Consider the following 24442-nt stretch of genomic DNA (forward strand, 5'->3'; position numbering starts at 1 on the left):
TTCATATTGTTTTTATGGCATTTACAGTGTCAGGGCGTATAATGGAGACATGAAAAACTGACAGAATGACAAAAGATGAGACGAAAGGAAGAGACAGCATGCTAGAACGACTTGCCGGAATACTGAGAAGAAGGCGGGAGGAAGAAGAGGAATACGAACCGGAGAGACTTCCGATCCGCAGATGTATGCCGGATTATCATATGGGACTCTATGAGGAGGAGATTATCGAACGTGAGGAAGCGGGATGGACGAACGATCCGGTGGATCCGCCCTCTAAGACAACGCGGGATATTATTCATGATAATGTATTTACTTATTTCAACCTGATTTTTGCGATTCTCGGGCTGCTTCTGATTATGGTGGGAGCCTTCCGGGATCTGACATTTCTTCCGGTAATTATTTTGAATACCATGATTGGTATCATTCAGGAGATCCGGGCGAAGAATGTGCTGGATAAGATGACGATGCTTCATGCACCGAAAGCCACGGTAGTACGCAACGGGCGGAAACGGGTGATTGCGGTGGAGGATCTTGTTATTGATGATATCGTGATTTTCAAGGCGGGTAATCAGATCTGTGCGGATGCGATTGTAGAGCACGGGGAAGTGCAGGTCAATGAGTCGCTTCTGACAGGTGAGGCGGATGAGATCACGAAAAAGAAAGGCGATATTCTGATGTCGGGAAGCTTCATCGTTTCAGGAGAATGCCATGCCCGGCTTGAAAAGGTGGGGGCGGATTCCTATATTTCCAGACTGACGCTGGAAGCAAAGGCCATGAAGGACGGTGAACAGTCGGAGATGATCCGCTCTCTGGACAAACTGGTCAAGTGCGTTGGTATTGCCATCATTCCGATCGGGCTGATTCTGTTCATTCAGAGCTTCTTTTTAAATGAGGAAAGTTTCCGTTCAAGTGTCACTGCCATGGTAGCGGCTGTCATCGGAATGGTCCCGGAAGGTCTTTATCTGCTTGCAAGTGTGGCTCTTGCGGTAAGCGCAGTGCGTCTTGCCAAGCAGAAAGTACTTCTGCATGACATGAAGAGTATCGAGACTCTGGCCAGAGTCAATGTGCTCTGTGTGGACAAGACAGGTACCATTACGGAGAATACAATGAAAGTTCAGGGGCTTCGGGCCACGAGACATTATGACAAGGAGACAATGCCTCCGCTCAAAGGGATCATCGGTGATTTTGCACAGTCCATGAGCAAGGACAATATTACGATGGAAGCAGTGCAGACCTACTTTCAGAAACGTACCGGAAGACGGGCACAGAAGATCACATCCTTTTCTTCGGAATTTAAATACAGCAGTGCAACGTTTGAGGACGGATCCTATGTGTTTGGGGCTCCGGAGTTTGTCCTCCGGGAGGATTATCCGGAGTATGAGGAAGAGATCCGGGAAGAGGCCGCAAAGGGATACCGTGTGCTTGTATTCGGGAGCTGTGACGAAACTCCGGACGGCAGAGAGCTGAAGGGAAAGGTGACGCCGCTTGCCTATATCATGCTTGCGAACCCGATCCGGAAAGAGGCGCCAAAGACATTTGCCTACTTTGAAGAACAGGGAGTGGAGGTCAAGGTGATTTCAGGAGATAATCCGCTGACGGTATCCGAGGTGGCGAAAAAGGCGGGCATTACGGGAGCGGAGAACTACGTGGATGCTGCGACCCTGACTACAGAAGAGGAGATCAGGCAGGCGGTTCTGAAATATACAGTTTTCGGGCGTGTGACACCTGCTCAGAAGAGACAGTTCGTGAAGGCTCTTAAAGGAGCGGGACGTACGGTAGCGATGACCGGAGACGGTGTCAATGATGTACTGGCGCTGAAAGATGCAGACTGCAGCATTGCCATGGCATCCGGAAGCGATGCGGCGGCGCAGGCTTCCCAGCTTGTGCTTCTGGAATCGGATTTTTCCTGTATGCCAAGCGTCGTGCTGGAAGGACGGCGGGTCGTCAACAATATTCAAAGATCCGCAAGTCTTTTCCTTGTGAAGAATATTTTCTCTTTCCTGCTTTCCATCTTCTCGGCGGTTTTTATGATTACCTATCCGCTGGAGCCGTCGCAGGTATCTCTGATCAGTATGTTTACAATCGGTGTTCCGGCCTTCTTCCTGGCGCTGGAGCCGAATAAGAATATTATCAAGGGACACTTCCTGACAAACGTATTTCTGAAGGCTCTTCCGGCGGCATTGACAGATGTGCTGGCGGTCGGGGCGCTTGTAGTTTTTGGAGCTACGTTCAGTGTAAGTCCTACGGACATTTCGACGGCTGCGACGATGCTGCTTGCGATCGTTGGATTTATGATCCTTTACCGGATCAGCCAGCCGATGAACAGGATCCGTGTGGCTGTGCTGGCCGGATGTATCTGTGCCCTGCTGTTCTGCAGTACGGTGCTGAATCAGCTGTTTGCCATTACCGATATGTCAGCGGAATGTGTTATGCTTTTTGTAGTATTTTCCATTGCGACAGAACCGGTGCTGCGGTATCTGACTGTTTTTGTCGGCAGTGCAAAGTCATTTTATGATAAAGTGAAAGGGAAAATTTTTATCGGGAAAAAAGCGGGGGAAGAAGCATAGAGAAATCAAAAAGAAGCTGAGAAAGGGAGGGGATACCTGTGAGAATTCAAGGTTTACAGAAGCTGACGCTTCTTGACTATCCCGGCAGAACCGCGTGTACGATCTTTCTGGGCGGATGCAATTTCCGGTGCCCGTTCTGCCACAATGCGGCTCTCGTGACCGGAGTAGACGAGCAGGAAGATATTCCTGAGGAGACGATTTTCAGTTTCCTGAAAAAGAGAAGGGGCATTCTGGACGGAGTATGTATCAGCGGAGGAGAGCCCCTGATACAGCCGGGGCTGGATGAGTTTCTGAAAAAAGTACGGGATATGGGATATCTGATTAAGCTTGATACAAATGGAAGCTTTCCGGAACGGCTGGAACGGTTTGCGGAAGAAGGGCTGATTGACCAGGTGGCGATGGATCTGAAGAATTCCAAAGAAAAGTATGCCATGACTGTCGGAGTTCCTTCGCTGGATCTCCGCCCGATTGAAGAAAGTGTGGAGTTTCTGATGGAAGGGCACGTACCTTATGCGTTCCGGACAACGGTCGTAAGAGAGTTTCATCAGAAATCGGATTTTGAACAGATGGGGCTTTGGATCCGCGGGGCAGACAAGTACTATTTGCAGCAGTTTGAAAATTCGGGCGGACTGATTCAGGACGGACTGCACGCGTATGATCCTCCTGTGCTGGAACAGGCTCTTGAAATTATGAAAAGATATGTAAATGACGCGGAAATCCGCGGGATATAGCAAAACACATGAAGAACAACATCTAGTGTTTGTTTAGCATTAAACTACTAAAAACAACTAGATGTTGTTTCTGCATATTGACGTCAAAAAGAGAAGGGTGATATAATGAGGACATCGACACGAACAGGAAAGGAAGTATGACAGATGTATCAGGTAGTAAAGAGGGATGGACAGATTGCCGAATTTGACATCCATAAAATAGGATCCGCGATTCAGAAAGCGTTTGAAGCAGCGGGAAAGAATTTTCATCCGAGCATCATTGATATGCTTGCGTTAAAAGTGACGGCAAATTTTGAGCCTAAGATTGCGGACGGAAAGATCAAAGTGGAAGAAATTCAGGACAGCGTCGAAGAGGTGCTCAGCCAGGCCGGATATGCCGATGTGGCAAAGGGATATATTCTTTACAGAAAGCAGAGGGAGAAGATCCGCAACCTGAAATCCGCGACATTAAATTATAAAGAACTGGTGAACAATTATCTGCAGGTCAATGACTGGAGAGTCAAGGAGAATTCTACCGTGACCTATTCCGTAGGCGGACTGATCCTCAGCAATTCCGGTGCCATCACGGCAAACTACTGGCTGTCCGAGGTGTACGACCAGGAGATTGCCCAGGCACACAGAAATACGGATATCCATCTGCATGACCTTTCCATGCTGACCGGGTACTGTGCAGGATGGTCGCTGCGCCAGCTGATCCAGGAGGGACTTGGCGGAATCACCGGGAAGATCACATCCGCGCCGGCCAAACATCTGAGTGTACTGTGCAACCAGATGGTTAATTTCCTTGGCATCATGCAGAATGAATGGGCGGGGGCACAGGCTTTTTCCTCTTTTGATACGTATCTGTCACCTTTTGTACGGACAGATCATTTGACCTATACTGAAGTGAAAAAGTGCATTGAGTCCTTCGTATACGGGGTCAATACCCCGTCCCGCTGGGGTACGCAGGCGCCGTTTACGAATATTACACTGGACTGGACCGTGCCGGATGACCTGAAAGACAAGCCGGCGATTGTAGGTGGAAAAGAGATGGATTTCACCTACGGTGACTGTAAAAAAGAGATGGATATGGTAAATAAGGCATTCATTGAAGTTATGATTGAAGGAGATGCCCAGGGCAGAGGATTCCAGTATCCGATTCCGACCTATTCCATTACAAAGGATTTCGACTGGTCTGATACAGAGAACAACCGTCTGCTTTTTGAGATGACATCAAAATATGGAACACCGTACTTTTCCAATTACATTAACAGCGACATGGAGCCGAGCGATGTCCGCAGCATGTGCTGCCGGCTGAGACTGGATTTGAGAGAGCTTCGGAAGAAGGCGGGAGGATTTTTCGGAAGCGGCGAAAGTACAGGATCCATCGGCGTTGTGACGATCAATCTTCCGAGGATGGCTTATCTGTCAAAGGATGAGGATGATTTCTTCCGGAGGCTGGCCCATATGATGGATATTGCGGCAAGATCCCTTCATATTAAGAGACAGGTTATTTCCAAACTGCTGGATGAAGGACTCTATCCGTATACGAAACGGTATCTCGGAGGCTTCGGAAACCATTTTTCCACTATCGGATTGATCGGAATGAATGAGGCAGGACTGAACGCAAACTGGCTTAGAAAGGATATTACTCACAAAGAGACACAGGAGTTTGCGGTCAAGGTACTCAATTTTATGAGAAACCGTCTCTCCGATTATCAGGAAGAGTACGAGGAACTTTTCAATCTGGAGGCAACTCCGGCAGAGTCCACCACCTACCGGTTTGCAAAACATGATAAGGAGCAGTTCCCGGATATTATCACAGCAGCGGAAGGGAACGGTACTCCATACTATACGAACAGTTCCCATCTTCCGGTTGGGTTTTCCGATGATATTTTTGACGCGCTGGATATTCAGGATGAGCTTCAGACGCTCTATACATCGGGAACCGTATTTCACGCATTCCTGGGAGAGAAGCTTCCGGGCTGGAAGGAATCGGCGCTTCTTGTACGGAAGATTGCCGAGAATTATAAGCTTCCATACTATACGATTTCTCCGACCTACTCCATCTGCCAGGATCACGGCTATATTGATGGCGAACAGTATACCTGCCCGCACTGCGGAAAGAAGACGGAGGTTTACAGCCGGATCACCGGATACTACCGTCCGGTACAGAACTGGAACGATGGAAAGATTCAGGAGTTTAAAGACCGGAAAGAATATGATATCGAACATTCTGTAATGAAGAAAAAGAAGACAGAACCGATTACGAAATAAAAATCAGACAGAAAGGCTGGCATGCTTACTTACAAGGTGTGTCAGCTTTTTTCTGTGTCATTTCTTGCAAAACTGTAAGACTGGAGGGGAAAGTGTAAGATGATTCGATGGAAGGGAAGACCTGAACTTTATATAATAGAGGCAGAAGAAGGAGGAAGAACAAATGGCAGCCATGAAAAAAGGAATGGCAGCGGCACTTGTAACGGCAGAAGTACTGTTCCTTCTGCTGCTCTCTGTGCTGGCTGCCATTTTGAATCTGTTTATTTTTTTAAAGCACTGCTTTTTCCGATCAAAAAATGATCGTTTCGCAGAATCTCGTAGGCCTTTTCGTAATTGTTGGAACGCATGTAGCGGATCATCCTTTTAAGATTTTCATTTGCCTTGTTGATGTGGAGTCCGTTCCGTACGGAATAAAGGCCCATCCGGATGACTTCATTCAGATAGTTTTCATAGATCCTGTTGATCCGTTCATTTTCAAATACACTGACAATCTCCATGTGCATCTGTGTATCGGCAAGCTCCCACTGATAGATGTCGCCGGCGCAAGCGCACATACGGACAACGCGCTCTTCAATCCGGTAGGAAAACTCTTCAGCTTTACCGGACTGGAAGATTTCTTTAAACGCGGCACCTTCCAGAAGTTCCCGAAGCTGATAGATTTCCCGGATATCCCTGTCGGTAATTTCTTTTACAGTAATGGATTTATAATAGTCCCGGACAATCAGTCCCTCGGAATGCAAGGATTTGAGTGCGGTACGGATAGGGTTACGGCTCATATGAAGATCATCTGCGAGCATGGTCTCCGTAAGCTGCATGCCCGGAGGGTAGGTAAGATTCAGAATCCGCTCTTTGATCGTATGATATGCCTGATCGGCCAGAGAAATTTTGTCAGCCATGCGGACCACTCCTTTAATGTATACTAATAATATTATTGTATACAATTTATAACGAAAATTCAAGGGAAAATGATATAAAAAATAGTAGATTATTTTTCGAAGAATGATTGACAAGTACGTGGAAGAGTGATATTTTATAGATAGAAATTGTATACAACTGATTTAGATGTATACAAAACTGATTATAGCGGAAAAGGAGTGTAATACACATGAAGTTAGGATTTATCGGATGTGGAAATATGGCGGGCGCCATCATGGGAGGTATTATTAAAAAGGAAGTATTCAAACCGGAAGAGATTATCGGTTCTGACGTATTTGTACCGACCAGAGAAAAAGCAAGAGATACTTACGGGATTCAGATCACAGACAGTAATCTGGAAGTAGTTGAAAAGTCCGAAGTGATTGTTCTCGCTGTAAAACCGCAGTTCTATGAGTCTGTAATTACAGAGATCAAAGACAAAGTAACAGAAGATAAGATTATCATCACTATTGCACCGGGTAAAACTCTTGCATGGCTGGAAGAGAAATTCGGAAAGAAAGTCAAGATCGTAAGAACCATGCCTAACACACCTGCTATGGTCATGGAAGGGATGACAGCAGCATCACCGAACTCTTATCTGTCAGAAGAAGAAGTGAAGTATGCATGCCACATTCTGGAAAGTTTCGGAAAAGTAGAAGTGATTCCGGAGAGACTGATGGACGCAGTCGTAGGAGTAAGCGGCAGTTCACCGGCATATGTATTTATCCTGATCGAAGCAATGGCAGACGCAGCTGTTTCAGATGGTATGCCAAGAGCTCAGGCTTATAAATTCGCAGCACAGGCTGTTATGGGCAGCGCCAAGATGGTACTCGAAACAGGAAAACATCCGGGTGAATTAAAAGATATGGTATGTTCTCCGGCCGGTACAACGATTGAGGCTGTCAGAGTTCTGGAGGGTACAGGATTCAGAAGTTCTGTGATTGAGGCAATGAAAGCCTGCACAGATATTGCAAAGGGAATGTAAAACAGGTATACTGTAAAAGTACAGAATTGAGACAGCTCAGTTGTCAAAGTACAGCTGAGCTGTTTTTGTTCTACCGGAAAATCAGGACAACATTCCGGCAGAGGAATAGAGGTGCGTGATCCGCACAGATACAATGCAGAAGGAAGGAGCAAAACGGCAGCAATGGAAAAGAAAAAGAAGAGTGTAAAAGACAGAATTGTGTCGGCAGCCTGGGAATTGTTCTATGAGAAAGGATATGACTCGACAACAGTAGATGACATTATCAGACTGTCTGACACATCCAAGGGATCATTCTATTACTATTTTGACGGGAAAGATGCTCTCTTAAACACGTTGTCATCGGTGCTGGATGATCTGTATCTGACTTTGAAAGAAGAGATGGATCCTTATATGGACAGCTTTGAGAAACTGATGTTTTTAAATTACCGTTCTCATACGTTCATGGAAAAGACAATTAAAGTTGATCTGCTTGCGTCTTTGTATTCGACACAGTTGATTTCCAAAGGGGAGAGAAGCCTTCTGGATCAGAACAGGGAATATTATAAGCTGATTGCGTCCGTCATCGAAGAAGGACAAAAGCGGGGGGAAATCAACAGAAGAAAAAGCATTGCGGAGGTTGTGAAGTATTACTCCCTCTGTGAGCGGGCGCTTGTCACAGACTGGTGTCTGAATAAGGGAAGTTATTCTCTTGGGGAATACAGTAAGGAATATATGCCGATTATGATGGAAAGTTTCAGAGGAAAACAGTTGTCATGAATCAAATGGAGAAGAGAGAGGCGATGCGAGGCGCGTGCATTGCCGTAATCGGGGGAATTTTCTGGGGACTGGCAGGAGTTTTCGGGCAGTATCTGTTTACGTACAAGGGCCTGAATGCGCGCTGGCTGGTCAGCGTCCGGCTTGTACTGGCCGGGCTTCTTCTGCTTACGACTGTACTGGCAAAGCAGAAAAACGATATGTGGCGGATATGGAAGAAGAAACAGGATGTTTTCTGGCTTGTGCTGTTCGCGATTTTCGGAATGGCGGGATGCCAGCTGACCTACTATTCTGCTGTGGAAATGTCGAATGCCGGGACTGCGACCGTACTGCAATACACAGCTCCGGCCATTATTATGCTTTATACTGCCCTGCGGGCAAAGAAGATGCCGGGGATTCTGGAGATCGGAGCGTTGATTCTTGCGTTGTTTGGAACGTTTGTCCTGGCGACCCACGGGAATATTCATTCTCTGGCCATTTCCAGGGAGGCGCTGGTCTGGGGGCTGACTTCGGCGGTGATGATGGCGGTCTACAATCTGCTGCCGCTGAAACTGATGAAAGAGTACGGGACATTCTGTGTTATCGGCTGGGGTATGCTGCTTGGAGGAATTCTGATGTGCTTGTTTACGAGACCGTGGCATGTGATCGGGACATGGGATCTTCAGGCGGTAGGAGCCATGGCGGTTGTCGTGGTGGTAGGTACCGTGCTGTCGTTCTCGTTTTATATGGAAGGAGTCCGGATGATCGGAGCATCCAGAGCAAGTCTCTTTGCATCGGTAGAACCGGTGACAGCAACGGCAGCGACCGTACTGATGATGCACGCCACATTTACGCTTTCGGACTTTTTCGGAATTCTCTGCATTATGGTGGCAGTACTGATTCTGTCGATACGGAAATAGAACAAAACGATCCCGTGATGATCGAAGACTTTGAAGGTCTTGGTTTTCACGGGATCGTTTTATTTATGAGGTTCAGGTTTCGGTGACGGTTCCCCGGTTATATGAGGGGAAGCCGTCTGCGAAGCTGCGGCCCAAGAAGAAGAGCCAGAATGATTTTCAGAGCATCTCCCGGAAGATATGGGATGACACCGGCAAACAGCCCCTGCACAAAAGTCAGATTCATCTGTTGAGAAAGCCAGATGGTTCCGAAGAGGTAGGTGACCAGGCTTCCGAGAATCAGACCCGTAAGAGCAAAGACAATTCCGCGGCGTCCTTCTCCTTTTTGCAGAAAAACTCCGCCGATCAGGATCAGAAAGAGAAATCCGATCAGATATCCTCCGGTCGGTCCGGCAAGCTTACCGATGCCTCCGGAAAATCCGGAAAAAACCGGGAGACCGCAAAGGCCCAGCAGCATATATACGATGTAGCTTACAAACAGCTGGCGCCATGGCAGGATAAACAGACCGATATAAAGGACCAGATTGGTCAGTGTGACTGGCACCGGACTTACCGGAATGGGAATGGAAAGCGGTGCCAGAATACAGATGACAGCTGTCATCAGTGCTGTAAGTACAAGATAACGGGTTGAAACGGAAGATGTTGATGTATGATTCATGAAAGTTCTCCTTTTCTGTATGTGTAGGATTTTATATGTATAGGAGAAGTATACCGTTAGATACATCAATTGTCAACCAAAATAAAAAGAATGGGTTTACGATTGGAACGGTTCAGGAATTCCGTAACTTTATGGAATGCATCTGACATGCAAGTTTCCGGCCGAACAGGCGGGCAATAAATCCGACCAGCAGGGCGGCTATGATGGTACCTTCCCTGATTCCATCCAGTCTGTGAGCAAACAGAATGGAGAGAATGGCGGCAATTACTGCGAGTGATACATCAAAAGCCACTTTCGTAGAACCAAATTCTGTCTTCCACGTAGAAGAAACCGCACGGACAAAAGATTCCCCCGGAAGCATGGCTACATTTGCAAGTACTTCGGTGTAGACACCAAACCCCAGTATGATACATCCAATTAACAGATAGATGACAGAAGCAATATAAGTCTGAGGATGGATAAAGAAGAGCAGTTCCATGGTCAGATCGATAAAGTATCCAAACAGAATGGAAACCGGGATCTGCAGCAGATGTTCTGCCTTAAAATTCCGGCGGAGAATGGCAAGCTGAATCAGAATCAGAAGCAGACTGAAGGCGATTGTGAACTGCCCTAGTGTCAACGGAAAGTTCAGGCTGAGTACATAGGGAATCGACGAAATCGGTGATGTCCCGAGATCTGCCTTTGTAATCAGACTGACTCCCAGTGAATTAATAAAAAGTCCAATTAGAAATACAGCATATCGTTTCAATTTTTCCATGATTTGATGACCTCCTCTGAATATCAAGATACCGTATTCTCATAAATACGCTGAAAGATCCGTAAAAATTTTTCCCTGTCTTCCGATGAAATATCGCGAAATGCCTGCTCTTCCAGATCAGAAAACGCATGATCGACCTGCCGGGACAAAAGGCTGCCCTTTTCGGTCAGAAACACATACAGGCTTCTCCGGTTGCCATGCAGCATGCGGCGCTCAACGAGTCCGGCTTCTTCCATCCGGTTTAATAGTGTAGTAAGTGTGCCCGGCTCGATATGACACCCTTTGGCAATCTCTTTCTGGCTTATGCCGTTATGATCTTTCAGGTAATCAAGAATTTTCGGCTGTCCGATTGTCAGGCCGGTGTCCCTGAGTCTGGAGAGAAGTTCTTTTTGGAAGGTTGAGTGCTCGGCCATAATTAGATAATGAAATGAATAAGGCATTTGAAATAGTCTCCTTTCGTTTTTCGTATACTTACACAAAAGTTTTGAATTGAAATAGTTTGAATTCAAATAAAATATACCTATTATATAAGGAACGGGAAAGGATTGTCAAGTCCTGCATTGTAAAGCAGAAGTGGCTATGTTATAGTAAAAACGCACGAAGAAGGGAGGAGAATGTATGAAATACCGTATTCTGCTTGTGGAAGATGATGAGATGATGGTGGAAATCCTGAAGAGAAATCTGGAAAAATGGGGATATCTTGCCCGGGGGATTACTGATTTTCAAAATGTCATGGATGAATTTCAATCATTTGAACCGCAGCTTGTCCTGATGGATATCTCCCTTCCGTTTTATAACGGATATTACTGGTGCGGGGAAATCCGGAAAGTGAGTCAGGTGCCGGTGATTTTTCTGTCCTCCTCCGGCGATGATATGAATCTTGTGATGGCAATCCAACTGGGGGCGGATGATTTTGTCGCAAAACCGTTCCGGATGGATGTATTGACGGCAAAGATTCAGGCCGTGCTCAGGAGGGCATACACATTCGGGGTGTCCAGCACGGAGGTGTTGGCCCACAAAGGAGTGACCCTGAACCTGGATTCGCAGATACTTGCTTTTGGGGATCAGAAACTGGAACTCGGAAAGAATGAATTCGGGATTCTGCGGACGCTTCTGGAACATCCAGGGAAGATCATAGAGCGGACAGAACTGATCCGAAATCTCTGGGAGACAGAAAGTTATATCGATGACAATACGTTGACTGTAAATGTGACAAGACTTCGGAGAAGGCTGGAAGAGATCGGCCTGAAAGACTATATTCTCACGAAGAAAGGTGTGGGATATTATGTGGAAGAATAACTGCTTTGTCTCGTATCTGCATGCCGCGCGCAGGACAGAAGCCTTCTTTTTCGGAATTTTGATTCTGGAGTGGGCGGTCTATTCCCTCTACGGACTTCCGTGGGGACCGGCCGTCTATACGATGCTTCTTTCCACCGCATTCTTTCTTCTGGTCTGGGGAGCAGGATTTTTTGCTTACAGGAAAAAATGGAGATGGATGAAGCAGCTGGAAGAAACAATAGAGATGGAAAGCGTGGAATTCCCGCGGGCGTGGAACGGGGTGGAAGCGCAGTATCAGGAGATTATCAGGAAGCGGGAGTGGTTCTGGCGGGAACACGAAAGCAGGGAACAGGCAAAGCGGAAACAAGAGGATGCCTACTATACACGCTGGAGCCACCAGATCAAGACGCCGGTATCTGTGATGGGGCTTTTGCTGCAGGAAGAGGAGCCGGACAAGGAGGCCATGCGCCATGAGATGTTACAGATCGAGCAGTATATTGCCATGGCTCTGCACTACCAGAAACTGGAAAAGGGCGGAAACGATTTGCGGTTCAGCCATTACCGGGCCGGGGATCTGGTAAAACAGGCGGTCCGGAATACCTCGGAACTGTTTATACATAAGAAGATTTCCCTTCAGATCGGGGAAAATCTGGATTTTGATGTTCTGACGGACGAGAAGTGGTTTGTGTTTATTCTGGAGCAGATTTTGACGAATGCAGTAAAATATACGAAGCAGGGTGGCGTTTCCGTTTTTCGGGAAGGAGAAGGCACTCTGGTGGTTCGGGATACCGGAATCGGAATTCTGCCGGAGGATCTTCCGCGGGTATTCGAGTGGGGATATACCGGATATAATGGAAGACTCGATAAACGTTCCACCGGCATCGGACTGTCCCTTGTGAAATCTGCAGCCGATCTTCTCGGACATCCGGTCCGGATCACTTCCGAAGCAGGAAAAGGGACGACCGTCCGGATCGATACAAAAAGAGTTCAGCTGGATACGGTGTGACAGAAATCTTACACCGGTGTAAGAATAGAAAGAGAAAGTGTAAGCCCGATCGATGGCATCCACTTTCTTTTTTTCTTATAATAATGGCAGAAAAGAAAAAGAAGAAAGGGAGAGGATGGATATGGCATTACTGGAAGTCAGACATCTGAAAAAAACATATACAAACCGGTTCGGGACCAATCAGGTGCAGGCATTAAGAGATGTATCCTTTACGATAGAAGAAGGAGAATTCACTGCGGTGATGGGGGAATCCGGATCTGGAAAGACGACGCTGTTAAATCTGCTGGCCTCCTTTGACCGGCCGACGGGCGGGGAAATCATTTTAAACGGACTTTCCTTTCAGAATATCCGGGAAAAGGATCTGGCGTCTTACCGGAGAAAAAATCTGGGATTTGTCTTTCAGGACTTTAATCTTTTGGACACTCTTTCTGTCAAAGACAATATTTTTTTGCCGTTGGTATTGGCAGGGGTCAAGCCGGAAGAAATGAAAAAACGGGTGATGCCTCTTGCGAAAGTACTGCGGATTGACGATCTGATGGAAAAATTTCCATATGAAATTTCGGGAGGACAAAAACAGAGAACTGCAATTGCAAGGGCACTGATTACAGAACCGAGGCTCGTGCTTGCGGATGAACCGACCGGGGCACTGGATTCCCGGGCATCTAATGAACTTTTAAACATGTTCGAACAGATTAACCGGGCAGGCCAGACGATTCTCATGGTGACCCACAGTACAAAAGCGGCAAGCCACGCCGGAAGGGTACTCTTTATTAAAGACGGCGTTGTATATCATCAGATTTACAGAGGTGACAAAAGCAGGGAAGAGATGTTCAAAAGCATTTCCGAAACATTGACCGTGATGGCGTCGGGAGGGAAAACACATGCGTAATTCCTTATATTTCAAACTGGCACGATCAAACCTCAAAAAGAACCGCCAGATTTATTTTCCGTATACGCTGGCAAATATACTGATTGTCAGCATGTATTATATTTTAAAAAGCATCCGCTCCATGATGCTGAAATACGAGACGACACAAGGATCCAATTCGGATATGATTTTAAATTTCTGCACGATTGTGGCCGTGATTATGGCATGCATTATTCTGTTCTATGTGAACAGCTTTGTCATCCGGCAGAGAAAAAAGGAAATCGGGCTGTACTGCGTTTTGGGCATGGAAAAACGCCATCTGTCCACGATGATGTTCTGGGAAGTCCTGATTACAGCTCTGCGCGGACTTGTTGGCGGCATGATCGCCGGAGCATTGCTCAGCCAGTTGGTGTTCCTGATCTTTTTATCCATGCTTCGGATTCCGTCGGACCTTCGGTTTGAAATTCCCCTCGATGCAGTTGGAAACACCTGTCTGACCTTCGGGATTCTGTATCTGATTGTTTTGATTTATAATATTTTGTCTGTTGTAAGAACGAATCCGATCGAATTTCTGCAGGGGGCAAAAGAAGGGGAAAAAGAACCAAAAGTACGGAAACTGCCGGCAATCCTCGGTGTTGTCCTCCTTGCGGCAGGGTATACATTTGCTATCGGAGCACAGGGAGTCTATGAGACAATCAAAATATTTCTGCCGGCTGTCGTACTGGTGATTGCAGCTACCTACCTGCTGTTTCTTGCGGGAAGCATTGCATTCCTGAAATGGATGAAAAAACAGGAGAGACTTTATTACCGGCCGAGAAATTTTATCACGATTTCAGGAATGATTTACCGAATGAAACAAAATGCCGCAGGACTTGCAACGATCTGTATTTTATCTACAGCCGTGATTGTATCCATCTCCACAAGCTTCAGCCTGTATCTAGGCGAAGAAGACATTCTGGAAAAACGCTTTCCAAGAGATTACATGAGCAGCTGTATCCTTGACGGACAGGAAAGTAATGGTACGGTACTGCAGGAGGCTGTCCAGAAACATGCTGACAGAACCGGTGTCAAGGTAACGGAAGGATTCGGGTACAAGCAGCTGTGGATGGCAGGATTTCAGGAAGCAAACGGAACATTTACACTGTCCGACGGAGAACAGGAAGATGCCTCAAAACTTTATGTATTTGCATTCCTGACACAGGACGATTACAGCAAAAACACAGGAGAAAAACTGGACCTGGCGAAGGGAGAGGCGGCTGTTTATGAAAAAAACAAAAACCAGGTTTCAGAAACGCTGACACTGGATCAATTAAGCTGGAACGTCAGTACCACCGTTGACGATCCCGGCATCTGGAACGAGGCACTTTACCTGTCAGACGCAAACTTCATGGCTGTCATTCTGCCTGATCTGAAATCGATGGAAACAGTCCTGAACGCTTACAATGAACGCTATGCAGACACCAGGGCGGGAAGCAGAGAAATTACCTACGAATACTACTATAATATAGAAGGGACAGATGCAGAGAAAGATACCTTTTTCAAAACATTAAGAGAAAATCTCGTTGAAGACGTAGAGCGCCTGATGACAGTCGACAACATTGACCAGGCAAGGGCACACTATTACGAACAATACGGCACCTTTCTGTTCATTGGAATCTTCCTCTCCATCCTCTTCCTGATCGCAGCATCACTTATCATTTACTACAAACAGATTACAGAAGGATTCGACGACAGAGAACGATACCAGATCATGAAAAAAGTCGGCATGACCAACGACGAAATCCGCTCCACCATCCGAAGACAGATCCTGCAGGTCTTCTTCCTGCCACTTTTGATGGCAGCAATGCACACTGCAGCCGCCTTCCCGGCACTCGTCGATATCATGCGCGCACTGAACCTTATCAACCAGACCATCTTCGCACAATGCACCCTGGCAGTCACCCTCACCTTCGCGGCCATATACTTTATCATTTACACCATCACCTCACGAACGTACTACCGCATTGTACGATAAAACTTATCGGGGACATTAATTTATCGGGGACGTGTTCCGATGCATCGGAACACGTCCCCGATAATCGTTGTAATAACAACATTTTAAAATACCAAAAATCCTGGAAACCCTTGAAAATACTGGGGAAAAGTAGAAATAGAAAGGAAGGTATCAAAATTTATCAAATCGATAAGCAGAGCACGTCGTGTACCTGTGAAAAAAATCTGACAATAAGAGAAAAAAATAAAATTATCTAGTAGATGATTAGAAGTTACAAAAGTATTATATAGGGAGAATGCAATGTAAAACAGGAGGATAGCACGGGAGAACGAAATAAAATATTACAAAATAAAAAGAAATATGTGATAGAAATGAAAAGAAAACTTAAAAACAACTTTATATTTTTTCAATAGGGGACGTGTTCCGGTGTATCGGAACACGTCCCCTATCAATGTGCTGTAAAAATGGAAGAATGTGACCTGTTTTTATGGCGATATGCTCAAAAATTTGACATTAGGACATAGTTTTTGGTCATTCTTCCATTCATGAGGCCAGATGTGGATTGTATAATTACAACCGAAGAAGACAAGTAATATTAGTTTTCAGATGAACCGGTTTTAAGTTTTCGATATGCAGATGGAGAGTATCCGGTTGCATTGCGAAACATTTTTGAAAACGCTAGGGAATCTTCATATCCTACATTATGGGCAATATCTTTGATGAATATATCGGTGGAGGCGAGAAGATTTTTGGCCTGTTCAATCCGATAATTTAAGAGATATTTTTGTGGAGACATCTGTAGTTTCTTGTTAAAAATGTAGAACAGATAAGATCGTGTAATACCTATATAGTCGGCGATGTCCTGAATGTGAATATTCTTATTGTAATTAAAGTGTATGTACTGCAGGGCGTGTTCAAAATATGTCTCAGGAAGGTAGTCGTGATGCTTCTGAGGATATTGGGAATCGGCTGAGTGGGAAGAAGCAGTCAGCATGGAAAAGAGTGAAAACAACAGACTGACACGACAAAGTTCGTTGGTAATGGTCAGCTGATGGGTTTTCAGCATTTTCCGGATAACATCAGCGTATTCTTCCGGATCGCTGTTGCAGTCTCGGATATATGGGGAGGAGCCGAAGCCGGCCTGTTCCATATACTGTGCGGACTTGTTTCCGAGAAAGCTGATAAAAGCGTAGGTCCACGGTGTCTGGCTGTCGGCATAATAGCGGGCTTGAGTATTTGGAGGAATCAGAAAGATCTGTCCCTTTTTCAGATGATGGATCTGATGATCAATTTCAAAGTAGCCGCTTCCATCGAGAATAAAATGCATATGGTACTGAGGGCGGAGCTTTGGACCCCACGTATAGTTTGGAGGGCATTTCTGAATGCCGCACCTTGTCAGATACAGATCGTTGGTTTGATGTTCAATATGGTCGAGACACTGGAAGCCGACAACATCACGATATACATTTGTTTCCATATGAGTCCCTCCTTTGAAGCGAAGTTAAAATTACATGAATATAGCATAAAAGTATTTCAGAAAAAAGTCAAGGCAAGGAGAATCAAAATGAAAGTTGTAAGTAATATCAAAGCAGAATTGAACTGGACTTCCAGATCCTTACCGGATGGACGGCAGGTTTACAACATATCCCTGGATCAGATTCCGGAGGGAGCGGATCAGACGGTCATTACCTGTGAATGGAGTTTTCCGATCCGTGATATTGCCGGGAAATGGCATCCGAACTGTCGCTACGACAGGACACTGAAGGCCGATTGGGCGCATGGAGAGGTTTCCATGAGTTCTGTATCAGCCCCATTGGTAGTATTTTTCAGCGAGGATGGAAAAAACAGCGGTACATTTGCTGTTTCCGAGGCGAAAAAGATTGTCAGGATGAATCTGGGTGTTCATGAAGAAGACGGAACGATGAAATGCTGTGTGGATATTCATGTGGGGGCGGCAGATGAAGATCATTATGAAGTATCTGTTCTGATGGATTACAGAAAGATCAGGTATGAACAGGCAATCAGAGAAGTTGGAATCTGGTGGGAGAAAGAATGCGGATTTGAGCCGGCATTTGTGCCGGAAGACGCGAAAGAGCCGATGTACTCTTTCTGGTATTCTTACCATCAGGAAATCACAGATGAAGAGATCGAAAAGGAATGCCGCAATGCAAAGGAACTGGGATTTAAGACAGTAATTGTAGATGACGGCTGGCAGACTGATGACATAAATCGTGGTTATGGGTACTGCGGAGACTGGGAAGTCGCTGAAAAGAAAATCAAAAATATGCAGCAGCATGTAGATAATGTTCACAAGCTGGGGATGAAATACCTGCTGTGGTTCAGCGTTCCTTATGTTGGTATGTATTCAAAAATGTGGGAATTATTCCATGATAAGCTGATCGCGGTAGATGAAGAACAGCATACGGGAATTTTGGATATCAGATATCCAAAAGTCAGAGCATATTTAAAAAATATTTATGTGAAAGCTGTACGTGAATGGGGACTTGACGGTCTGAAACTTGATTTCATCGATGAGTTCTATGAGAGAAAAGATACACCAAAGGCGAATGCCGATATGGACTGTGTTTGCCTCCAGACAGCGCTTGACAAGCTACTTGGTGAGACGATGGAAGAACTCAAAAAGATCGATGAAAACATTCTGATTGAATTCAGACAGCGTTACATCGGACCGTTTATCAAGAAATACGGAAATATGTTGAGAGTCTGTGACTGTCCGGAATCCGGACTTGCAAACAGAGTCGGCAGCATTGACTTGAGACTGATGAACGAGCATACGGCAGTTCACTGTGATCCGATTGTCTGGAATGAAGGCGAGACACCGGAAACAGCAGCGCTGCAGATCGTAAACGCACTTTTTTCAACGCTGCAGTTTTCCGTAAAGACGGAATATCTGACAGATGCACATAAAAAAATGATCCGCAATTATATGGAGTTTATGCGGGAACATAAAGCATTACTGCAGGAGAGCGCAGTGACGGCAGAAGAACCGCAGAATTTATATCCGGAAGTCAGCGTAAGAGATGACGAGACGGAGATCGTAGCATTGTATTCAACCGGCCGGGTAGTTACTATCGGCTCACAACAGAGAGATTCCATCATTGTGAACGGAACAAGGGCAGAAGAAATTTATGTAAGAACAGAAAATGAAACAGCTGCCAGAGTCGTTCAGATTGACTGTTTCGGAACTGTTGTGAAGGAAGAAAGCAGGGTGCTGTCCTGCATTACAAGTATTCCTTGTACTACGGCGGGCCGGATTGAAATAAAAAAAGAAAAATAAAAAAACGGAGGTAACAACATGAAAAAGAGAATGAAAAGACTTGCAGCGGTTGGACTTGTAACAGTGATGACAGGTACGATGCTTCTTGGATGCGGAGGAGGAAGTGACAGCGACAGCGACACAACCAGCGACGGAAAAGTAAAGATTCGTTTCGCAACATGGGACGATGCATCTGTACTGGATGACCAGCAGGCATGTGTTGACAAATTTAATGAGAGTCAGGACAAGATCGAAGTTGTTCTGGAAGGCTGGGGATCTGACTTTGATACAAAGATGACTGCCAGCATGGGAGCAGGAGACGCGCCGGACGTAATGTATATGTGGGATTACCCGACATACTCTGAAAGTCTGGAACCACTGGATGAATATATTGATGCCGAAGGCGAAGATTACAAAAACAATTTCTTCGAGGCACTCTGGCCGTACAACTCCATCGATGATCAGATTTACGGCGTTCCGGTCAGCGTAGTTACATCCTGTCTGTACTACAACAAAGACCTGTTTGATCAGGCTGGTGTAGAATACCCGACAGATGACTGGACATGGGACGATGTAGCAGCTGCTGCAGAAGAAATCCAGTCCAAGATTGACGGTGTAAACGGATTTACACTCCCGATCGGAACACTTCCATATACACTGGAAATGTATCTGTGGAGCAATGGAACCGCGTTTGTTGACGAAAATGGAAAACTGGACGGAAATATCAACAGTGATAAAGCTGTAGAAGTATTCCAGACATTCCAGGATATGGAAAAAGACGGCGTATTATATGCATCCGAAGAAGCTGGTCAGACAGAGATGCTTGGCGGTAAGACAGCAATGTATGTAGATGGTACATGGCCGATCAAACAGTTCGGAGAAGAAGGGCTGAATTACGGTATCGCTCAGATTCCGAAGTTTGAAGGAACAGAACACTCCATCAGTGTTATCAATACATCCGGTATCGCAATCTCCAAAGACAGCAAACATAAAGAAGAAGCCTGGGAATTCCTGAAATACTGGACAGGTGAAGAAATGAACAAACATCGTATCGAGACAGAATTACCGGCATTAAAATCAGTTGTTGAATCTGAAGGCCTCAGAGAAGATCCGAACTGCGCACCGTTCTACACAGCACTTGATAACTGTGCAGGATACACGCCGGCAAGCTTTATTGCAGAAGGATGGACAGAAGTTGATTCAGATATCCAGCTTGCATTTGAAAGCATTATTAACCCAAGCAGCCTTGCAGATCCAAAAGAGGCTCTGGATGAAGTAGTTGCAGCACATGAATAAAACTGCAAGTCAGAACATCCAGTCCGTATAGGAAGGAACGGACAAAAGGAGGGGAAGCGCTCTTCCCCTCCAAAAAATAAGGAGAGAGTCACATGAAAAAATTTAAATGGAAGACAGTTACACCATATCTGTTCATTCTTCCATGGGTTATCGGCTTTTTGGTCTTTACATTAGGACCGCTGATCTTTTCTCTTTGCATCAGCTTTTTTGACTGGCCGGTTGTCGGAGAACGTACATTTGTGGGACTGGGAAATTACATAGAGATGTTCACCTCGGACAATCAGGTGCTGAAATCTCTTGGAATCAGTATTAAATATGCGGCAATCTTTGTACCACTGAACATCTGTATCGCGTTGTTCCTTGCGATGCTGATCAGTCAGCCGTTAAAAGGAATCAAGGTTTACAGAACGATTTTCTATATCCCGGCCGTTGTGTCCGGTGTTGCGACATCCGTTATCTGGAGTTGGGTTCTGAACAGTGATTATGGTGTCTTAAACTATCTGCTTTCCCTGATCGGAATTGAAGGACCGAACTGGCTGGTGGATCCGGCATGGGCGATTCTGGCAGTCGTTATTGTAAGCGCTTTTGGAGTCGGAACCATGATGCTCGTGTTCTATACGAATATCAAAGGAATTTCGGCAGAACTCTATGAAGCGGCAGCGCTCGACGGCGCAGGTCCGGTCAGACAGTTTTTCAGCATTACACTGCCGATCATCACGCCTACATTATTATTTAACCTGATTACTTCAATCATCAGTTCTTTCCAGCAGGTAACACTTGTAATGCTGCTGACCGGAGGCGGACCGATGAAATCCACATATTTCTACGGGCTGATGACATACAACAACGCGTTCAGACACCATAAGCTTGGATACGCAAGTGCCAATGCATGGGTAATGTTCATCATTATTCTCTGTCTGACCGCTCTTGTATTCAAATCATCCTCCATGTGGGTATTCTATGAGAATGAAATGAACTCCGGATCGAAAAAGAAAAAGAAGAGGAGGAAAAAGTAATGAAAATGTCTAAAAAAACAAAAGTAGTACTGTATGTGATTTTGACATTGATTGCAGTTTACTTTTTGTTCCCTTTCGTATATATGTTCTTTTCCACATTTAAATCTGAAGCGGAGGCTGTTGCCTATCCGCCAAGTTTCCTGCCGGATATCTGGAACTGGCAGAATTACGTGGATGCATGGAACGCTCAGCCGTTCGGTACATTTTTAAAGAACTCTGTAATAGTAACGGTAGGATCCGCATTAGGATCCATGGTATCCGCAGCGCTTGTTGCATATGGATTTGCAAGATTCCAGTTCAGAGGGAAAAACATCCTCTTCATGCTGTTGCTTTCCACAATGATGATTCCGTGGGACGTTACAATGATCCCGCAGTATATGGAATTTAATATGTTTGGATGGCTGAACACGCTGAAACCGTTGATCGTCCCGTCCTGGTTTGGATCTGCATATTATATCTTCCTGATGCGCCAGTTCTTAATGGGCGTACCGAAAGATTTCGAGGAGGCAGCGAGAATTGACGGAGCAAATGCTTTCCAGATTTTCTATAAAATCTATGTTCCGATTATGAGACCTTCATTAATTCTGGTAGGTGTACTGAATATGCTTGCCGCATGGAACGATTACTTAGGACCATTGATTTTCCTGCAGGAAAGATCCAAGTACACACTGGCATTAGGTCTTGCATCATTTAAGGGTGTTTACTCTCAGGAAATTGTCCCGATGCTCTGTATTACTGTGATTATGATCGTACCGCCAATTTTGATCTTTTTATTTGCACAGAAATACATCATCGAAGGAACCGGGGGAGCCATTAAGTGATTTAAGGCAGAGGGAATCTTTTCTAGTAAAAGGTTCCCTCTTTTGATAAAATAAAGAAAAATGGGAATAGGAAAAAGGAGAATGAAATGGCGATTCAATTTCACCAAACTTCAAAAGAATTTCATCTTTACAATGAACAGATCAGTTATATTATCAAAGTTCTGGAAAATGGCCAGTTAGGCCATGTATATTTCGGGAAACATCTCACAGACAGGGAAGATTTTGGCTATCTGGTGGAGTATGCAACAAGAGATATGGCTCCGTACCCGTTTGAAGGGAGAAGTAATTTTTCCCTGGAACATCTGAAACAGGAATATCCAACCTTTGGCTCCGGCGATACAAGATATCCGGCTTTTGAACTGGAAAGTGCGGATGGAAGCAGGGTCGCAGATTTTAAATATAAAACACACGAAATTTATTCCGGAAAGAAAGAAATTCAGGGACTCCCGGCTGTCTATGTGGAAGATGACAGCGAGGCTGACACTCTGGAAATTGTTCTGGAAGATACATTCTTAAAGACAGAGATCGTGCTGTCCTACACGATTTTCAATGGACGCCCGGTGATTACAAGGCATGCACGTTTTGCGTGCGGAAATGAGAATGGAATTACGCTTTTAAACTGTATGAGCGGCTGCCTTGACCTGCCGGACAAAGAATATGAAATGGTCGAACTTGCAGGGACATGGAACCGGGAGCGTCATCCGCATACGAGAAAACTGTGTTACGGTACCCAGGGAGTATACAGTATGCGTGGATGCAGCAGCCATCAGTTCAACCCGTTTTTGATGCTGAAGCGAAAAGAGGCAGATGAATTTTCCGGAGAAGTGATTGGGTTCAGTCTTGTCTACAGTGGAGATTTTCTTGCGCAGGTCGAGGTCGACAACTTCGACGTGACAAGAGTGGTAATGGGAATCCATCCAAATGAATTCCGCTGGGAACTGGAAAAGGGCGAATCCTTCCAGACTCCGGAGATGGTGATGGTATACTCTGAACACGGGATGAATGGAATGAGTCAGACCTACCATGAACTGTACCGTACCAGACTTGCAAGAGGAAAGTGGAGAGATCAGGCAAGACCGATCCTGATCAATAACTGGGAAGCAACCTATTTTGACTTTAATGAAGAAAAGATACTGAATATCGCCCGGAAGGCAAAAGAGATTGGTATAGAGCTTTTTGTTCTGGATGACGGATGGTTCGGGAAGCGGAACTGGGACAATGCGTCTCTTGGAGACTGGTATCCGAATCTGGAAAAACTGCCGGAGGGCATTACAGGACTTGCCGGAAAAATCGAAGATCTGGGCATGAAATTCGGTCTGTGGTTTGAGCCGGAGATGACAAACAAGGACAGTGACCTGTTCCGGGAGCATCCGGACTGGCTTCTGGCGGATATCCGGCGGAACTACTGCCACAGCAGAAATCAGTATGTACTGGATTTTTCCAAACCGGAAGTGGTGGATCACATCCACGGACAGATGAGAAAGATCCTGCAAGATGCGCCGGTTTCCTATGTGAAGTGGGATATGAACCGTGCATTTTCCGAGGTATTCTCCAATGGAAATTCCAAAAGTTATCAGGGAAAAGTACGGCATAAATATATTCTTGGAGTATACAGCCTGTATGAACGGCTGATTCAGGAATTTCCGGAGATCCTGTTTGAATCCTGTGCAAGCGGCGGGGCCAGATTTGATCCGGGAATGCTTTATTACGCGCCGCAGGCGTGGACGTCGGATGACACGGATGCGGTAGAACGGATCAAAATTCAGTACGGAACGTCTTATGTATACCCGATCAGCAGCATTGGAAGCCACGTATCCGCTTCTCCGAACCATCAGGTATTCCGGAATACATCTCTGGAAATGCGGGGAAATGTGGCATACTTTGGAACATTCGGCTATGAGCTGGATATCACAAAGCTTCCGGAGGAAGAGCTGGAACAGATGAAAGAACAGATTGCGTTTATGAAGAAGTACCGGGATCTGATCCAGAAGGGCGTCTTTTACCGGCTCAAGAGTCCGTTCGAGGGCAACCACTCAGCCTGGGAAGTGATTGCGGATGACAGAAGCGAAGGTCTTATGGCCTACTTCCGCGTGATGCAGCCGCCGCAGGGCAAATTTGAACGGATCTGCTTCAAAGGGCTGGATGAAACGGCAGCCTACTCTGTACAGGAATGTTTCGGTGCAAAAATGGACTGCGGTGTACATTACGGGGATGAGCTGATGTATGCAGGATTAAGTGTTTCCGACTGCTCTTCCGGCCTCGCAGGCGTAGCAAGAGAGCAGCAGGGGGACTATTTCTCCAGACTGTTCCATATCAAAAAAACAGATGTCATGTAAATGTACGAAAAAAGAAACAAGGCAAAGAAAGCA

The 24442-nt window shown here is 45.7% G+C and carries 21 protein-coding genes; 16 read left to right on the plus strand and 5 right to left on the minus strand.

Annotation, left to right across the window (positions count from 1 at the left end):
- Positions 1-98 precede the first annotated feature (98 nt).
- From B5E64_RS03890 to B5E64_RS03905, 4 genes are all read left to right on the plus strand, one after another.
- The gene (locus B5E64_RS03890) at positions 99-2567 is read left to right on the plus strand and encodes a cation-translocating P-type ATPase (RefSeq protein WP_087167259.1); all 2469 of its coding nucleotides are present in this window, start codon (positions 99-101) and stop codon (positions 2565-2567) included.
- A gap of 38 nt (positions 2568-2605) precedes the next feature.
- Positions 2606-3298, plus strand: coding sequence for an anaerobic ribonucleoside-triphosphate reductase activating protein (locus B5E64_RS03895; RefSeq protein WP_087167211.1), 693 nt, complete (start codon positions 2606-2608; stop codon positions 3296-3298).
- A gap of 144 nt (positions 3299-3442) precedes the next feature.
- Positions 3443-5554: a ribonucleoside triphosphate reductase gene (locus B5E64_RS03900; RefSeq protein WP_242958966.1), complete on the plus strand. Its 2112-nt coding sequence runs from the start codon at positions 3443-3445 to the stop codon at positions 5552-5554.
- Positions 5555-5653: 99 nt separating this feature from the next.
- Complete coding sequence (locus tag B5E64_RS03905; protein WP_087167212.1) at positions 5654-5854, plus strand: hypothetical protein; 201 nt, start codon at positions 5654-5656, stop codon at positions 5852-5854.
- Here B5E64_RS03905 and B5E64_RS03910 read toward each other — a convergent pair.
- Positions 5815-6450 (minus strand): GntR family transcriptional regulator, encoded by a 636-nt coding sequence (locus B5E64_RS03910; protein ID WP_087167213.1) that lies wholly within the window; start codon positions 6448-6450, stop codon positions 5815-5817. The genes B5E64_RS03905 and B5E64_RS03910 overlap by 40 nt on opposite strands.
- 203 nt (positions 6451-6653) lie before the next feature.
- Here B5E64_RS03910 and proC point away from each other — a divergent pair, with 203 nt between their 5' ends.
- From proC to B5E64_RS03925, 3 genes are all read left to right on the plus strand, one after another.
- Entirely contained in the window at positions 6654-7454 is an 801-nt protein-coding gene (gene proC / locus B5E64_RS03915) for a pyrroline-5-carboxylate reductase (RefSeq protein WP_343215484.1), read from the plus strand.
- Between the two features lie 162 nt (positions 7455-7616).
- Entirely contained in the window at positions 7617-8210 is a 594-nt protein-coding gene (locus B5E64_RS03920; RefSeq protein ID WP_087167260.1) for a TetR/AcrR family transcriptional regulator, read from the plus strand.
- Positions 8207-9106, plus strand: a complete 900-nt coding sequence (locus tag B5E64_RS03925) for a DMT family transporter (protein WP_087167215.1) — start codon at positions 8207-8209, stop codon at positions 9104-9106. The genes B5E64_RS03920 and B5E64_RS03925 overlap by 4 nt, the downstream gene beginning before the upstream one ends.
- Before the next feature lie 97 nt (positions 9107-9203).
- Here B5E64_RS03925 and B5E64_RS03930 read toward each other — a convergent pair whose 3' ends face one another.
- From B5E64_RS03930 to B5E64_RS03940, 3 genes are all read right to left on the minus strand, one after another.
- The gene (locus B5E64_RS03930; protein WP_087167216.1) at positions 9204-9761 is read right to left on the minus strand and encodes a biotin transporter BioY; all 558 of its coding nucleotides are present in this window, start codon (positions 9759-9761) and stop codon (positions 9204-9206) included.
- Positions 9762-9873: 112 nt separating this feature from the next.
- Positions 9874-10518: a DUF6198 family protein gene (locus B5E64_RS03935; protein ID WP_087167217.1), complete on the minus strand. Its 645-nt coding sequence runs from the start codon at positions 10516-10518 to the stop codon at positions 9874-9876.
- 23 nt (positions 10519-10541) lie between these two features.
- The gene (locus B5E64_RS03940) at positions 10542-10958 is read right to left on the minus strand and encodes a MarR family transcriptional regulator (RefSeq protein WP_087167218.1); all 417 of its coding nucleotides are present in this window, start codon (positions 10956-10958) and stop codon (positions 10542-10544) included.
- A 178-nt stretch (positions 10959-11136) separates the two neighbouring features.
- Between B5E64_RS03940 and B5E64_RS03945 the strand changes: the two genes are divergently transcribed.
- From B5E64_RS03945 to B5E64_RS03960, 4 genes are all read left to right on the plus strand, one after another.
- The gene (locus B5E64_RS03945; RefSeq protein ID WP_087167219.1) at positions 11137-11817 is read left to right on the plus strand and encodes a response regulator transcription factor; all 681 of its coding nucleotides are present in this window, start codon (positions 11137-11139) and stop codon (positions 11815-11817) included.
- On the plus strand, positions 11804-12802 hold the full coding sequence (locus B5E64_RS03950; protein ID WP_087167220.1) for a sensor histidine kinase: 999 nt from the start codon (positions 11804-11806) through the stop codon (positions 12800-12802). Before B5E64_RS03945 ends, B5E64_RS03950 begins: the two co-directional genes overlap by 14 nt.
- Before the next feature lie 121 nt (positions 12803-12923).
- Positions 12924-13691: an ABC transporter ATP-binding protein gene (locus B5E64_RS03955; RefSeq protein ID WP_087167261.1), complete on the plus strand. Its 768-nt coding sequence runs from the start codon at positions 12924-12926 to the stop codon at positions 13689-13691.
- Positions 13684-15684, plus strand: coding sequence for an ABC transporter permease (locus B5E64_RS03960; protein ID WP_087167221.1), 2001 nt, complete (start codon positions 13684-13686; stop codon positions 15682-15684). The genes B5E64_RS03955 and B5E64_RS03960 overlap by 8 nt, the downstream gene beginning before the upstream one ends.
- A 574-nt stretch (positions 15685-16258) precedes the next feature.
- Here the strand turns inward: B5E64_RS03960 and B5E64_RS03965 are convergent.
- Positions 16259-17140 (minus strand): AraC family transcriptional regulator, encoded by an 882-nt coding sequence (locus B5E64_RS03965; RefSeq protein WP_087167222.1) that lies wholly within the window; start codon positions 17138-17140, stop codon positions 16259-16261.
- A gap of 87 nt (positions 17141-17227) precedes the next feature.
- On the opposite strand from B5E64_RS03965, the gene B5E64_RS03970 reads away from it, so the two are divergent.
- The 5 genes from B5E64_RS03970 to B5E64_RS03990 all read left to right on the plus strand — a co-directional run bounded on the left by B5E64_RS03970 (position 17228) and on the right by B5E64_RS03990 (position 24409).
- Positions 17228-18961 (plus strand): glycoside hydrolase family 36 protein, encoded by a 1734-nt coding sequence (locus B5E64_RS03970; RefSeq protein ID WP_162610128.1) that lies wholly within the window; start codon positions 17228-17230, stop codon positions 18959-18961.
- 18 nt (positions 18962-18979) lie between these two features.
- Complete coding sequence (locus B5E64_RS03975; protein ID WP_087167224.1) at positions 18980-20236, plus strand: sugar ABC transporter substrate-binding protein; 1257 nt, start codon at positions 18980-18982, stop codon at positions 20234-20236.
- A gap of 92 nt (positions 20237-20328) precedes the next feature.
- A complete protein-coding gene (locus B5E64_RS03980) occupies positions 20329-21252 on the plus strand; it encodes a sugar ABC transporter permease (protein ID WP_087167225.1) in 924 nt (307 codons plus the stop codon).
- The gene (locus tag B5E64_RS03985) at positions 21252-22073 is read left to right on the plus strand and encodes a carbohydrate ABC transporter permease (protein ID WP_087167226.1); all 822 of its coding nucleotides are present in this window, start codon (positions 21252-21254) and stop codon (positions 22071-22073) included. The genes B5E64_RS03980 and B5E64_RS03985 overlap by 1 nt, the downstream gene beginning before the upstream one ends.
- 86 nt (positions 22074-22159) lie before the next feature.
- A complete protein-coding gene (locus B5E64_RS03990) occupies positions 22160-24409 on the plus strand; it encodes an alpha-galactosidase (protein ID WP_087167227.1) in 2250 nt (749 codons plus the stop codon).
- Positions 24410-24442 lie beyond the last annotated feature (33 nt).

The organism is Drancourtella sp. An12 (assembly GCF_002160935.1).
GTDB classification, from domain to species: domain Bacteria; phylum Bacillota; class Clostridia; order Lachnospirales; family Lachnospiraceae; genus Sellimonas; species Sellimonas catena.

Coding starts and splice junctions, on each gene's coding strand:
- B5E64_RS03985 (WP_087167226.1), top strand. CDS start 21,252: ATGAAAATGTCTAAAAAAACAAAAGTAGTACTGTATGTGATTTTGACA.
- B5E64_RS03980 (WP_087167225.1), top strand. CDS start 20,329: ATGAAAAAATTTAAATGGAAGACAGTTACACCATATCTGTTCATTCTT.
- B5E64_RS03970 (WP_162610128.1), top strand. CDS start 17,228: ATGAAAGTTGTAAGTAATATCAAAGCAGAATTGAACTGGACTTCCAGA.
- B5E64_RS03920 (WP_087167260.1), top strand. CDS start 7,617: ATGGAAAAGAAAAAGAAGAGTGTAAAAGACAGAATTGTGTCGGCAGCC.
- B5E64_RS03910 (WP_087167213.1), bottom strand. CDS start 6,450: ATGGCTGACAAAATTTCTCTGGCCGATCAGGCATATCATACGATCAAA.
- B5E64_RS03975 (WP_087167224.1), top strand. CDS start 18,980: ATGAAAAAGAGAATGAAAAGACTTGCAGCGGTTGGACTTGTAACAGTG.
- B5E64_RS03945 (WP_087167219.1), top strand. CDS start 11,137: ATGAAATACCGTATTCTGCTTGTGGAAGATGATGAGATGATGGTGGAA.
- B5E64_RS03960 (WP_087167221.1), top strand. CDS start 13,684: ATGCGTAATTCCTTATATTTCAAACTGGCACGATCAAACCTCAAAAAG.
- B5E64_RS03900 (WP_242958966.1), top strand. CDS start 3,443: ATGTATCAGGTAGTAAAGAGGGATGGACAGATTGCCGAATTTGACATC.
- B5E64_RS03935 (WP_087167217.1), bottom strand. CDS start 10,518: ATGGAAAAATTGAAACGATATGCTGTATTTCTAATTGGACTTTTTATT.
- B5E64_RS03890 (WP_087167259.1), top strand. CDS start 99: ATGCTAGAACGACTTGCCGGAATACTGAGAAGAAGGCGGGAGGAAGAA.
- B5E64_RS03905 (WP_087167212.1), top strand. CDS start 5,654: ATGATTCGATGGAAGGGAAGACCTGAACTTTATATAATAGAGGCAGAA.
- B5E64_RS03950 (WP_087167220.1), top strand. CDS start 11,804: ATGTGGAAGAATAACTGCTTTGTCTCGTATCTGCATGCCGCGCGCAGG.
- B5E64_RS03940 (WP_087167218.1), bottom strand. CDS start 10,958: ATGCCTTATTCATTTCATTATCTAATTATGGCCGAGCACTCAACCTTC.
- B5E64_RS03930 (WP_087167216.1), bottom strand. CDS start 9,761: ATGAATCATACATCAACATCTTCCGTTTCAACCCGTTATCTTGTACTT.
- B5E64_RS03925 (WP_087167215.1), top strand. CDS start 8,207: ATGAATCAAATGGAGAAGAGAGAGGCGATGCGAGGCGCGTGCATTGCC.
- B5E64_RS03990 (WP_087167227.1), top strand. CDS start 22,160: ATGGCGATTCAATTTCACCAAACTTCAAAAGAATTTCATCTTTACAAT.
- B5E64_RS03965 (WP_087167222.1), bottom strand. CDS start 17,140: ATGGAAACAAATGTATATCGTGATGTTGTCGGCTTCCAGTGTCTCGAC.
- B5E64_RS03955 (WP_087167261.1), top strand. CDS start 12,924: ATGGCATTACTGGAAGTCAGACATCTGAAAAAAACATATACAAACCGG.